General features: G+C 69.5%; 9 protein-coding genes. 6 read left to right on the top strand and 3 right to left on the bottom strand.

Features of this window, described 5'->3' with window-relative positions:
- The first annotated feature begins 21 nt into the window (after positions 1 to 21).
- Entirely contained in the window at positions 22 to 1251 is a 1230-nt protein-coding gene (locus ACEN96_RS21640) for a Fic family protein (RefSeq protein WP_495585106.1), read from the top strand.
- On the opposite strand, the gene ACEN96_RS21635 is transcribed toward ACEN96_RS21640, so the two are convergent.
- Positions 1227 to 1565 carry a hypothetical protein gene (locus tag ACEN96_RS21635; protein ID WP_495585105.1) on the bottom strand — a complete coding sequence of 113 codons (339 nt, stop codon included), beginning with the start codon at positions 1563 to 1565 and terminating at the stop codon, positions 1227 to 1229. The two genes, ACEN96_RS21640 and ACEN96_RS21635, sit on opposite strands and share 25 nt — an antisense overlap.
- Positions 1566 to 1731: 166 nt before the next feature.
- Here ACEN96_RS21635 and ACEN96_RS21630 point away from each other — a divergent pair, with 166 nt between their 5' ends.
- Entirely contained in the window at positions 1732 to 2421 is a 690-nt protein-coding gene (locus ACEN96_RS21630; protein ID WP_495585104.1) for a phytanoyl-CoA dioxygenase family protein, read from the top strand.
- Between the two features lie 77 nt (positions 2422 to 2498).
- Positions 2499 to 2828 (top strand): tetratricopeptide repeat protein, encoded by a 330-nt coding sequence (locus tag ACEN96_RS21625; RefSeq protein WP_495585103.1) that lies wholly within the window; start codon positions 2499 to 2501, stop codon positions 2826 to 2828.
- A 29-nt stretch (positions 2829 to 2857) separates the two neighbouring features.
- On the opposite strand, the gene ACEN96_RS21620 is transcribed toward ACEN96_RS21625, so the two are convergent.
- Both ACEN96_RS21620 and ACEN96_RS21615 read right to left on the bottom strand, forming a co-directional pair.
- On the bottom strand, positions 2858 to 4450 hold the full coding sequence (locus tag ACEN96_RS21620) for a M20/M25/M40 family metallo-hydrolase (protein ID WP_495585102.1): 1593 nt from the start codon (positions 4448 to 4450) through the stop codon (positions 2858 to 2860).
- An 89-nt stretch (positions 4451 to 4539) separates the two neighbouring features.
- A complete protein-coding gene (locus tag ACEN96_RS21615) occupies positions 4540 to 6363 on the bottom strand; it encodes a M4 family metallopeptidase (protein WP_495585101.1) in 1824 nt (607 codons plus the stop codon).
- Between the two features lie 381 nt (positions 6364 to 6744).
- Between ACEN96_RS21615 and ACEN96_RS21610 the strand changes: the two genes are divergently transcribed.
- The 3 genes from ACEN96_RS21610 (at position 6745) to ACEN96_RS21600 (ending at position 13210) form a co-directional block, all read left to right on the top strand.
- Entirely contained in the window at positions 6745 to 8451 is a 1707-nt protein-coding gene (locus ACEN96_RS21610; protein ID WP_495585100.1) for an acyl-CoA dehydrogenase family protein, read from the top strand.
- Positions 8452 to 8504: 53 nt separating this feature from the next.
- Positions 8505 to 10844 carry a Tex family protein gene (locus ACEN96_RS21605; RefSeq protein WP_495585099.1) on the top strand — a complete coding sequence of 780 codons (2340 nt, stop codon included), beginning with the start codon at positions 8505 to 8507 and terminating at the stop codon, positions 10842 to 10844.
- Between the two features lie 164 nt (positions 10845 to 11008).
- Positions 11009 to 13210: a TonB-dependent receptor plug domain-containing protein gene (locus ACEN96_RS21600; RefSeq protein ID WP_495585098.1), complete on the top strand. Its 2202-nt coding sequence runs from the start codon at positions 11009 to 11011 to the stop codon at positions 13208 to 13210.
- The last annotated feature ends 18 nt before the right edge of the window (positions 13211 to 13228 follow it).

Raw genomic sequence — 13228 nt, 5'->3', positions numbered from 1 at the left:
GTAAATGTCAGAATGCGGCTCATGGCCTCCGCATCGACGTCGCAACCCTGGATCTGGCAGCGTGCCGGCTGGCCGGACTTTCATTACGACGCCGGGACGATGGCGCCAGTCCTGATGGAGGCCTACCTGATGCATGGCGCCATCGAGGGCAAGTCGATGGCGATCGGCCTGGGTGACGCCAGTCCGCTGGTGTTGAACGCGTTCTCGGACGAGGTGGTCGCCACCGCGGCGATCGAAGGCGAGCGTCTCTCCGTCGATACCGTGCGGTCCTCCGTCATGCGGCGTCTGGGGCTGAGCGATGCCGGTCCCGTGGATCGTCACGTCGATGGACTGGTGGCTGTCGTCGACGACGCGTGGACCCACCTCGATGAACCGTTGGACGAGGATCGCCTGTGCCGATGGCAGGCGGCGCTCTTTCCAGGCGGCGTCTCCGCCCTTCAACGCATTGCCGTCGGCCGCTATCGAGACCATGACGACCCGATGCTGATCGTCAGCGGGCGGCCGGGACGCGAGGTCGTGCACTACCAGGCGCCGCCATCGCGCGAGGTGCCGGCGCAGATGGCCCATTTCCTCGAGTGGTTCGCGGCCACGGCGCCGCGCAAGGGCGTGGCGCCGTCGCTCGAAGGGCCCCGGCTCGACGGTCTCGCGCGCGCGGCGATCGCGCACCTCTGGTTCGAGAGCATCCACCCCTTCGAGGACGGCAACGGCCGGATCGGCCGCGCCATCGTCGAGATGGCCATTGCGCAGCATCTGCGTCCGCAGCGCCGGCTGCTCAGCCTCTCCCGGCAGGTGTTGAATTCCCGGGCGGCGTATTACGAGGCGCTCAACCAGGCTCAGAAGGGGCACGCGGACGTGACGCCCTGGGTGGCGTGGTTCGTGCGCCAGTACACCGAGGCCTGCGACGCGGCGAGGCGCGTCATCGACCTGGCCATCGAGAAGCAGCGCTTCTGGCAGGCGCATGCGGCCAGCGTCTTGGGCGAGCGCCAGCGCAAGGTGCTGCAGCGCCTGCTCGATGACGGTGATGGCGGCTTCCTCGGCGGGCTCAATGCCGAGAAGTACATGAAGATGACCGGCGTCTCGAAGGCGACCGCGACGCGCGATCTGGCGGACATGACGGCGGCGGGCCAGTTGCGCGTGCAGGGCGTGGGCAAGGCCTCGCGCTATCACGTCAACGTGCCGGGATGGCGGCACGGTCTGGAGGCGGAGCCGGACGGCGGGGACGCGGCTCAGGACCAGGTCGAGCGGCGCTGAACCGCTTCGACCGTGGCCAGCACGGCGGCCACTTCGAGGAAGACCTGGCGGCGGCGGGCCTCGACGCGCGCGAACTCTTCTTCCGACGGCGCGATCTCCAGATCACCGAAATGCGCGTGGCGCAGCCAGCTGCTGAGGCAGGCCTGCGCGATGTTCAGCGCCCGCTCGGATTGCGTGTCGCCGTCGGGGCCGCCCGCGATGTCGAAGATCGCGCGCAGCGGAATGCCGGCCGCGTCGGCGGCGAAGAATCCCGGCGGAACGGGATGCGGCGTTCGGGTCGAGGAGGCGCCGGAAGGGCGGTCGCTGGCGGTCACGGGGTCGGCTCGGTGGGCGTGGATCAGACAGGCGCCAGTCTGTCGATCGAGCCCCCGCCGCGTGACCGTGGAAACCCGCCGCAAGCGTTTGGCGAATGTCCGATTCGTGTAAAGACCTGGCCCGATCGGATCAGGGCCGATACTCCGGCCCTTTCTCTGTCGCCCGATGGACGTTGCCCAGACTTTCGATGCCGATGGATTCACGCTGATCCATGACGTGCTCGCGCGCGATCGCCTGCTCGAACTTGAGCCGGTCGTGCTGCGCGAAGGCGCCGTCGGCGGATCGCGTTGCCTGCTGGCGCGCCCGGAGATCGCCGCACTTGCAACCGAACTGCAACGGCATCCCGCATTAGGCCTGGTGATTCCTCGCTCCCATGTCGCGGTCCAGTGCACCTACTTCGAGAAGTCGAGCGACCGCAACTGGCTCGTCGCGCTCCATCAGGACCTGAGCATCCCGGTCGCGCGGCGAGTGGATTCACCGCTGCTGCGCGGATGGTCCGAGAAGGAAGGGGAGGTCTTCGTCCAGCCGCCGCGCGATGTGCTGGAGCAGCTCGTCGCCGTGCGGCTGCACCTCGATGCCTGCGGCCCGAACGATGGCCCGCTGCGGCTGGTGCCGGGGTCGCACCGGTTGGGGGTCCTCGCGCCGGAAGCGGGTGTTGCAGCCCGTCGCGATCGCGGCGAGACGACCAGCACCGCCAACGCGGGCGATGTCCTGGTCCTGCGTCCCCTGACCCTGCACGCGTCGTCGAAGGCCTCGGGCGACAGCCGCCGCCGCGTGCTCCATTTCCTCTATGGGCCGCCGCGCCTGCCCGAAGGGCTGGCATGGGCGGCGATGGCATTCCGTCCTACAGGCTGACGTGGAGCCTTCCGGCAGAGCGCCGGCAGCGTCCCGGATAAGGTCTTGCTCAACGACTCTCTCCCTTGAGCCCGACCATGAATCACACGTCCACGACCCAAGCCAACGCGTCTCACGCCCACACCTCGTCCGCGACCGCCAGCCTCGACGATGGCGCCGCGTTCTCCGGCATCGACGCCGGCATGCTGCATTACTACCGCGCCTCGCTGCTCGAGGCGACCGGCCGCGTCACCGAGGCGCTGGAAGCCTATGAGCAAGCCCTGGCCCTCGACGTCGATCTGGCCGACGCGCATTACCGGCTCGGCGTGCTCTACGAGCAGCTCAACGAGCCGGTGGCCTCGCTGTTCCACTTCCGCGCCTATCAGCAACTGCGCGGCGCGCTGGTGCAGGGGACCGCGCTGAACTGATCGCTCCCGCGCGGTCCCCGTTCAAGCCGTCATTGCGGCCGGTAGGTCACCTTCAGCTGGTAGTTGCCCGCCGCGTAGCCGTACAGCAGCACGTAGACGTCGCCATTGGCCGTCATCGTGACCGAGCAGCCCTCGGTCGAGGTCGAGCCGTCCGACTTGCAGGTGTAGGTCGACGTCGTCGGCACCGCGCCCTTGCGGACATAGAGGTCGATGTCGCCCGTCCCCGTCGTGCTCGCCGACAGGCTGCCGCCGTTGGCCACCTTGAACGGACCGAAGCTCCTGCTCTGGCCGCGCGTCAGGCTGCCGCTGAAGTTCTCGGTCTTGTCGACCGGCCCCGTGCCGGGACCATCGCTGCCGAGCTCCACCGCGTAGGCCGCCGCCAGCCGCGAGAACTTCAGTGCGTGGTCGGCCTGGCTGCCCATGTTGGCGTAGGTGTCGTTGGCGCTGTGGATGTACGGGTTGTCGCCATTGAAGCTGGACTCGAAGGGCATGCTCGCCGCGTAGCCCTTGGCGTTCCAGGACGCATGGTCCGAGCAGGCATAGCCGCAGCGGTCCGTCCCCACCGTCAGCGTCGGCAGGTAGGTCGCGATCAGGTTGGACAGGAAGGTGTTCTGCGCGCTGTCGGTGTAGTCGCTGAAGAGGTAGATGTCGCTCGCCGCGCCCTTGTAGTTGGTCATGTCCAGCTGCAGCACGCCCACGACGTTGGTCCCCGCCGCCGAGAAGCTGCTGGCGATGTCCTGCGAGCCGCGCAGCCCGACCTCCTCCGCCGCATAGGCCATCAGCTTGATCGTGCGGCGCGGCTTGTAGTTGGCCTGCACCAGCGCGCGCAGCACCTCGGTGAGGCTGGCGACGCCCGAGGCGTCGTCATCGGCGCCCGGCGCGCGCATCGTCTCGCCGGAGCCGCCCGACTGGTTGATCGAGTCCAGGTGCGCGCCCATCACGATCACCTCGCTGCCGTTGTCGCTGCCCTGGATGGTGGCGATCACCGACTTCTGCGCCCAGCCCGAGTGGGTGAACTGCTCGACGGTGATGTCGCTGCGTCCGCCCGCCAGCGTGGTCCAGCGCTGCTTGAGCCAGTTGGAGGCGTTCACGCCGCTGCTGCTGGTGTAGTAGCGGTTGGTGTAGGCCGACAGGTCGACGATGGTCTGGCCGATGTTGCTGGCCTGCATCTGCGACAGCATCGGCGTCACCACGGCCTGCTGGTCGATCACGTAGCTCGGCCGCGTGGCCGCCGCCGCCGCCAGGCGCTGGGCCGACAGCGGCGTGCTGTGCCGCTGCAGCGCGGCCATGCCGGCGTCGCGGTCCGGGTGGTACATGTAGCCGCCGCAGCGGCGCAGCTCGTCGTGGATCGAATGGCTGAGCGAGGCCAGCGCGTCCTCGTCGATCTCGACGAGGTGGATGGTCTCGGGCCTGGCCCGGGCCGAGGCCGAGGCCGGGATCGCGGACCCGTCCTGGCCCGCGTCGGCCGCGACGCTGGCGACGGCGCGCGCCGCGGGACGGTGCTTCTGCAGCTGGACCAGCGCGGCGTCGCCGAGGCTGATCCAGACCTTCTCGCCGGCATGGGCGGGGGTGAGCACGGCCAGGCCGAAGCACAGGGCCGTGATGGCAAGGAACTGACGCATGGGATGTCTCTCCAGGGTTGGGGACAGGCATGACGAAGCCGGCGCGCGGCCCCTGGGGGGCGGCGCGCCGGAGCGGTTTCAGCGCGGGATCAGTAGGTCGCGACCAGCGAGGCGCCGGAGACGGTCCGGTACGCGTTCAGCAGCACGTAGTACGTGCCGGCGGTCGGCGAACTGAAGGTGATCGTCTCGCTGTTGGTCGAGCCGTCCGACTTCTTGTCGTAGCTCGTCGTGGTCGGCGCGGAGCCGCGGCGCACGTAGATGTCGCCGTCGCCCGAGCCGCCGCTCAGCTTCACCGTCAGCGTGCTGCGGCCCGCCGGGACGTTGATGCTGTACAGCTTCTTCGAGTTGGTCGACAGCGAGATGCCGGTCACCGGCACGCCGCTGGTCAGCGGGGTCGCGGTCGGCGGCGGCGTGGTGCCGCTGCAGCTCACGCCCACCGTCGCGAAGGCGGCGGTCACGTCGGCCATCGTGTAGCCGCGGTCGGTCGCGGCCTTCTCCACGCCGCAGGCGCCCTGGTTGAAGGTGCTGTTGGCCGTCCAGTACAGGCGGTTGGCGTCCACCATCACCTCGAAGGCCTTGCGCGTGTTCCAGCCCGGCTTCGTCGCCAGCAGGTAGAACGCGCGGTTGTACACGCCGCTCGAGTAGTGCACGTCCATGCCGCTGCGATAGTCCGCGGCGTTGCCGATGGAGCTGCCGTCGCGGGTCGGATCGTCGAAGTAGCGCAGCGCGCCGCTCGCCTTGAAGATCTGCGCGCCCACCAGCCAGTCGTTGCTGCCGCCGTTGCGGTAGTACTCGGCGGCTTCGCCGGCCATGTCGGAGAAGGCCTCGTTCATGCCGCCCGATTGGCCGGAGTAGGTCAGCCCCGAGTTCTGCTCGGTGAAGCCGTGGCTCACCTCGTGCGCCGACACGTCCAGCGAGACCAGCGGGTAGAACGTCGAGCCGCCGTCGCCGAAGTTCATGCCGGCGCCGTCCCAGAACGCGTTCTCGTAGTTGCTGCCGTAGTGCACGCGCATGTAGAGCGTGCCGGTCAGCGGGCGCAGGTTGAACCAGTCCCGGTACATGTTGAAGATCACGCCGCCGAAGAAGTGCGCGTCGTTCAGCGGCGAGTAGGCGCCGTTGATCTGCTTGTACTCGTTGCGCGGGCAGGTGAACTGGAACGGCGTGTTGCTCGCGCCGGTGCTGCCGTTCAGGTTGACGGTGATGACGTTGCCGTCGCTCATCTGGCACGAGTCCGTGACCTGCAGCGCCGGGTAGTTGGTGCCGTATTCATAGCGGCCGGTCTTGGTGTTGCCGCCGGGGCCGGTGGCGTCGCGGTGCGCCAGGCCTTCCCAGCGCTCCAGCACCGCGCCGGTGGTGGCGTCGATCATGAAGTGCGGACGGCTCGGCGTCTTGGTGTCCTCGCGCAGGAAGGACACCAGGTAGAACAGCTGGGCCTGGTTGCGCGCGTTCAGCCGCACGTAGAGCTTGACCTGCTCGTTGGCGGTCAGCACCGCGTTGACCGCGCCCTTGGCCTGCGCGAGCGCGCCGGCGGCGGTCAGGCTCGGCTGCGCCGTGGCCAGGTCCTGATGGATGTTGCTCAGCATCGTGCCGGAATAGCGCGAGGTGCCGGCGCGGGTGTCGCGGTGCTCGACCACGCCTTCGCCCCAGACGGGCACGCCTTGATAGAACTGCTGGTGACGGGTGACGACCTTGCCGTTCGCATAGGTCTGGCTGCGCAGCTCCTGCAGGTCGCCGGCCGCCAGGCCGAGCGCGGTCGCCGCGTTCTGGGGAGCGCTGGAGGCGCGCATCTGGGTGTTCACCGGGGACGTCTCGTCGAGCTGGACGCGGTCCGCGGCGATCGCCTGGCAGGCGGCGGTGGCCGCGACGGCGATGAAGGTCACGCGCAGGGCGCGCTGGATGAATGCCTGTGTCATATGCCTCTTTCTTCCGTGTTGGATCGGTGAGATCTCCCGAAGAAAAATGGCCGGACTCGCTCGGATGTGAACGGGAGCGGCCTCCTCCGTTCGCGGCCCATGATGAGGTCGCCCCGGATGTTGTTGGAGGTGCGGCTGGCGCCGCGTCCCGAATGTCGCCGGATGCCCCGGAGGACCCGGGGTCGTGTGTGGTGGGAACCGGTCGACCAGCGCGAATGTAGGGGCATCCGCCAGCGCATCCGGCCTGTCAGGCCTGACATCCGGGCTAACCCTGGCAGGCGCCGGCATGGGCATGTCATTCGCTCGCGTACGCGCGTAGACGCTGGACTAGACTGCCGCGACCCTTGTCCGATGGACGGGGAAACCCGGGAGAGGCAACAGATGGCAACGAACGCTTCCAAGAGCAGCCCGAATACCCCGAATACCCACGCCGCCGACCCCGGATGGCGTACCCACGAGGTCTCCAACCAGGTCGACGAGCTCAGCGGCCACTCGCTGCTGGCGACCGATCCGGCGCTGATGGAGGCGCTCGAGCGCGCCGGCGCCGCGGCCTTCGTGCCGGCCCTGTCGGCGTACGCCGTCGAGCTGGGCCGCCCCGAGACCTACGCGATCGCCGAGCGCATCAACCGCGTCACGCCGGTGCTCGAGAGCTTCGACAAGCGCGGTCGCCGCATCGACCGCGTCGAGTTCGACGCCGGCTGGCACGCGCTGCTCGCGATGTACCGCCAGGCCGACCTGGTGGCGATGCCGTTCCGCGACGGGCGGCCCGGCCGCTGGGCCGCCTGGGCCGCCGGCTTCTACCTGCACGGCCAGGTCGAGGCGGGCACGCTGTGCCCCGCGACGATGACGCAGGCCAGCATCCCGGTGCTGCGCCGCGAGCCCGCGCTGTGGGAGGCGCTGCGCGAGCAACTGTTCAGCACGGCGTACGACGGGCGCGACCTGCCGCTGGCGCACAAGCGCTCGATCTGGCTGGGCATGGGCATGACCGAGAAGCAGGGCGGCTCCGACGTGCGCGCCAACACGACGCGGGCCGAGCCGGTGGGGGCCGGCGGGCGCGGCGCCGAGTACCGCCTCACCGGCCACAAGTGGTTCTTCTCGGCGCCGATGTGCGACGCGCACCTGGTCGTCGCCAAGACGCCGGACGGCGCGCCGGGCTGCTTCTTCGTGCCGCGCTGGCGGCCGGACGGCACGAAGAACGCCGTGAACGTCCAGCGCCTCAAGGACAAGGTCGGCAACCGCAGCAACAGCAGCTCCGAGGTCGAGTTCCAGGACGCCTACGGCGTGCTGATGGGCGAGGAGGGACGCGGCATCCCGACCATCATCGAGATGGCGACCCACACGCGGCTGAACTGCGTGGTGGGCAGCGCCGCGATGCTGCGGCAGGCGCTCGCGCAGGCGCTGCACTACGCGCGCCATCGCGTCGCCTTCGGCCGGCGGCTCGTCGAACAGCCGCTGATGCGCGCGGTGCTGGCCGACCTGGCGCTGGAGAGCGAGGCCGCGATGCAGTTGAGCCTGCGCCTGGCGCAGGCCTTCGAACATCAGGACGATCCGCGCGAGCGGACCTGGATGCGGCTGGTCACGCCGGCCGCGAAGTTCTGGGTCTGCAAGCGCGCAGTGGAGCTGACCGGCGAGGCGATGGAAGTGCTCGGCGGCAACGGCTACATCGACGACGCGATCATGGGGCGGCTCTATCGCGAGGCGCCGGTCAACTCGATCTGGGAGGGCTCCGGCAACGTGATGTGCCTGGACGTGATGCGCGCCGCCGCGCGCGATCCGCAGGCCTTCCTGGCGCTGCTCGACGACCTCGGCGAGGCGCTCGCCGGGGACCGCGCGGCGCGCGCGGCGCTCGACGCGCTGCGCGCGCTGCTGGGCACGCCGCCCGAACAGCTCGAGGCGCTGGGGCGGCGGCTCGCCGCGCGGCTGGTGGTGCTGGCGCAGGCCGCGCTGCTGCGCCGGCACGCGCCGGCCTTGGTCGCCGATGCGTTCATCGCCAGCCGGCTCGATCCCCAGTGGGGCGCGGTCGCCGGCGCGCTCGACACGCGCCTGGTCGACGTGGAGGCGCTGTTGCACAGGGCCTTCCCCGCGTGACCTAAACTCCCGCGCTTTCGTTGCTCACCGGGCCGGTCGGCCCCGCCGCTGTTTTGGACAAGATCCTCCTCCAGATTGCCGCCGAACTGAAAGTCCGCCCGGCCCAGGTCAACGCCGCCGTCGAACTCCTCGACGGAGGAGCCACCGTCCCCTTCATCGCCCGCTACCGCAAGGAAGCCACCGACGGCCTCGACGACATCCAGCTGCGCGAGCTCGAGGCCCGCCTGGGCTACCTGCGCGAGCTGGAGGACCGCCGCGAGGCCGTGCTCAAGTCCATCGAGGAGCAGGGCAAGCTCACGCCGGAGCTCGCCGCCGCCATCGCGGCCGCGCCGACGAAGCAGGAGCTCGAGGACCTCTACCTGCCCTACAAGCAGAAGCGCCGCACCAAGGGCCTGATCGCGCGCGAGGCCGGCCTGGAGCCGCTCGCCGACAAGCTGTTCGCCGATCCGTCGCTCGATCCGATGACCGAGGCGGCCGCCTTCCTCAATCCCGATGCCGGCTTCGCCGATGCCTTCGCGGTGCTCGACGGCGTGCGCGACCTGCTGTCCGAGCGCTGGGCCGAGGATGCCGTGCTGATCGGCAAGCTTCGCGAGTGGCTGTGGGAGGAGGGCCTGTTCAAGTCCAGGCTGATGGACGGCAAGGACGAGAACAACCCCGACATCTCCAAGTTCCGCGACTACTTCGACTACGCCGAGCCGATCCGCACCGTGCCGTCGCACCGCGCGCTGGCCGTCTTCCGCGGGCGCACGCAGGAATTCCTCGACGCCAAGCTGGCGCTCGACGAGGAGCTCGTGCCCGGACAGCCCTCGCTGGCCGAAGGCCGCATCGCGCGCCACCTCGGCTGGGGCCACGCCAGGCGCGCCGGCGACGAGCTGATCCGCAAGACCGTCGCCTGGACCTGGAAGGTCAAGCTGTCGCTGAGCCTGGAGCGTGATCTGTTCGCGCGGCTGCGCGAGGAGGCCGAGAAGGTCGCGACCAAGGTCTTCGCCGAGAACCTGCGCGACCTGCTGCTGGCCGCGCCCGCCGGCAAGCGCGTCGTGATGGGCCTGGACCCCGGCATCCGCACCGGCGTGAAGGTCGCCGTGGTCAGCGACACCGGCCGCGTGCTCGACACCTCGACCGTCTATCCGCATGAGCCCCGGCGCGATTGGGAAGGCTCCCTGCACACGCTGGGCCGGCTGTGCGCGACGCATGGCGTCAACCTGATCGCGATCGGCAACGGTACCGCCTCGCGCGAGACCGACAAGCTTGCCGCCGACCTGATCAAGCGCATCCAGCAGCTGTCGCCGGAGACGGCGATCGAGAAGGTCGTCGTCAGCGAGGCCGGCGCGTCGGTGTACTCGGCGTCTGAATTCGCGTCCCGGGAACTGCCCGACCTGGACGTGTCGCTGCGCGGCGCCGTGTCCATCGCGCGCCGCCTGCAGGACCCCCTGGCCGAGCTGGTGAAGATCGATCCGAAGTCGATCGGCGTCGGCCAGTACCAGCACGACGTCAACCAGAGCGAGCTGGCGCGCACGCTGGACGCGGTGGTCGAGGACTGCGTGAACTCGGTCGGCGTCGACCTGAACACCGCCTCGGCGCCGCTGCTGTCGCGCGTGTCGGGCCTGTCGGCCGGCGTGGCCGCGTCCATCGTGCGCTGGCGCGATGCCAACGGCGCGTTCCGCAACCGGCAGCAACTGCTCGACGTCACCGGCCTGGGCCCCAAGACCTTCGAGCAGGCGGCCGGCTTCCTGCGCATCCGCGACGGCGACAACCCGCTGGACGTGAGCGGCGTGCACCCCGAGACCTATCCGGTGGTGGAGCGCATCCTCGCCAAGGTCGAGCGCCCGATCGCCGACGTGATGGGCAAGTCCGACGTGATCCGCGCGCTGAAGCCGGAGGCCTTCGCCGACGAGCGCTTCGGCGCGATTACGGTCAAGGACATCCTCGGCGAGCTGGAGAAGCCGGGCCGCGATCCGCGTCCGGACTTCAAGGTCGCGCGCTTCAACGACGGCGTCGAGGACATCAAGGACCTGAAGGAGGGCATGGTGCTCGAGGGCACGGTGTCCAACGTGGCGCAGTTCGGCGCCTTCGTCGACCTGGGCGTGCACCAGGACGGCCTGGTCCACGTCAGCCAACTGGCCAACAAGTTCGTCAGTGATGCGCGCGAGGTCGTGAAGACCGGCGACATCGTCAAGGTGAAGGTGCTGGAGGTCGACCTGGCCCGCAAGCGCATCGCGCTGACGATGAAGCTGGACGCGCAGGCTCCGCGCGGCGGCGCGAAGGCGGACAACAGCTTCCGCCCCGCCGGCCGCAACGAGCGCCAGGGCGGTCATCGCCCGGCGGGCGGCCGCGACGCGCAGGCGCCTGCCGGCAACGCGATGGCCGCGGCCTTCGCCAAGCTCAAGCGCTGAGGCTCGCCGGCGCTCCGCGACCGGCGCCATTCACGGCGCCATTCACGGCGCCGGATCGCGCTTGATCCCACTTTTTTCGCGGTCGGTCGCACCCGGGATGTCGGAACGCGCGGCGGGCGGCTACGCTGCGCGCCGACAAGAACCATGATTCCTCGGGAGCCCCCTTGAAGACCCACGCCATCGCCCGGGCTTGCGCCCTCGTCTGCCTGTCCGCGTCCGCGGCGCTGCCGCCGGCCTTCGCGCAGGAGGGGCCTCCGGGGACGGGCGCCGAGCAGGGCAGCAGCGGCCGGCGCCTCGATCGCGTCGAGATCAGCGGCCGCAACACCGACTCCGAGCTGCGCCGCCGCGCGCCGGTCGCCAAGCAGGTCTATGGCCGCGAGGAACTGGACCGCTATGGCGACACCAGCGTCGCCGACGTGCTCAAGCGCCTGCCCGGCGTGAACGTCTCGGACGGCGCGCCGCGCATGCGCGGCCTGGGCTCGGGCTACACGCTGATCCTGATCAACGGCGATCCTGCGCCGCCGGGCTTCAAGCTGGACCAGCTGGATCCCGCGCAGGTCGAGCGCATCGAGGTCACCAAGGGCCCGAGCGCGGACCAGAGCGCGCAGGCCGTGGCCGGCGCGATCAACATCATCCTCAAGGAGGCGCCGCGCATGTCGCAGCGCGACCTGCGCATCGGCGCCGGCTACAACACCGAGCATCCGGTGCCGTCCGGCACCTTCACCTACGGCGAGCGCTTCGGGCCGGTGTCGGTGTCCGTGCCGGTGTCGGCGTTCCAGTGGCTGACCGAAACCACCGCCACCACCGAGCGCCCCGGCACCGGCCTGGACGGCCAGCCGGTCGTCGCGTCGCAGCATGGCAAGCAGCGCAACTGGGGTCATGGCGTGAACTCGGCGCCACGCGCGACCTGGAAGCTCAGCGACGACGAATCGGTGTCGCTGATCGGCTTCCTGCAGAAGGGCTGGTGGAACTCGTCGACGCGCCTGAGCGCCGATGGCGCCTATGCGTCGCCGCGCCTGGACGACAGCGCCGACAACGACGGCACCTGGCAGCTGCTGCGCGCCAACGCGCAATGGAACAACCGCTTCAGCGAGACGCAGAAGTGGGAAGTCAAGGCCGGCGCGCAGGATGCGAAGAGCCGCTTCGTCAACCACTTCCTGAACCCGGACCAGCCCATCGACGCGCGGGTCGAGAGCCACGACCGCAGCCTGACGCAGAGCGGCAAGTACAGCCAGATCCTGGGCGAGGAACACACGCTGACCGTGGGCTGGGACCTGGAGTTCCGCAAGCGCGACGAGGTGCGCTCGACCGTCGTCGATGGCCAGGCGCAGATCCCCGAACTCGATGGCGAGAACTTCGGCGCGCGCATCCGCCGCCAGGCCTTCTTCGTCCAGGACGAGTGGGAGATCAATCCGCAGTGGTCGACCTACTTCGGCCTGCGCCACGAGCGGATCGTCAGCACGAGCAGCGGCGTCGCCACGCGGGAACGCAACAGCTCGAGCGTGCTGTCGCCGCTCTGGCACCTGACCTACAAGCTGGACCCCAAGGGCCGCGACATGATCCGCGCCAGCATCACCCGCAGCTACAAGGCGCCCGAGTTGACGCAGCTGCTCGGCCGGTACTCGCCGAACAACAAGTTCGGCAACACCAGCCTGCCCAACGATGAGCTGAACCCCGATCGCATCGGCAATCCGCAGCTCAAGCCCGAGCTCGCGACCGGCCTGGACATCGCCTACGAGAAATACCTCAGCGGCGGCAGCCTGTTCAGCATCGGCCTGTTCCATCGCAACATCAGCCAGTTGATCCGCAACGTCGTGACGCTGGAGCCCGCCAATCCGCCCTTCCATTCGGCCTCGCGCTACGTGATCCGGCCGATGAATTTCTCCAGCGCCACGACCAGCGGCATCGAGATGGAGCTCAAGGGCCGCGCCGGCGAGCTGCTGCCATCGCTGTTCGATCCGAAGCTGCCGCTGAACCTGCGCAGCTCGCTGAGCGTCTACCGCTCGCGCGTGAAGGCGGTGCCGGGGCCGGACAACCGCCTCGACCAGCAGCAGCCCTGGACCGCCAACCTGGGCTTCGACTACCGCTTCAGCAGCGTGCCGGTCACCACCGGCGCCAACCTGAACTACACGCCGGTCTACACGGTGCGGCAGACCGATCGGCAGAGCGTCGAGTATTCGCGCAACCGCGGGCTGGACGTCTTCGCGCAATGGGTAGTGAGTCCCAAGACCTCGGTCCGCTTCTCGGCCAATAATCTGTTCCCGCTCGACGCCAGGGCCGAGACCATGCTGCCGCAAGGCGACTACTACGCCACCGGCCGCGGCATGAAGCCCTGGTTCCAGCTGAACCTCGAGATGAAGCTCTGACGCGGGACCGGCAGCGCC

It is taken from the genome of Roseateles sp. Mitsp63, assembly GCF_059491535.1.
The sequence above is the reverse complement of the archived record's forward strand: the minus strand, read 5'-3'. Positions and strand labels throughout refer to the sequence as shown.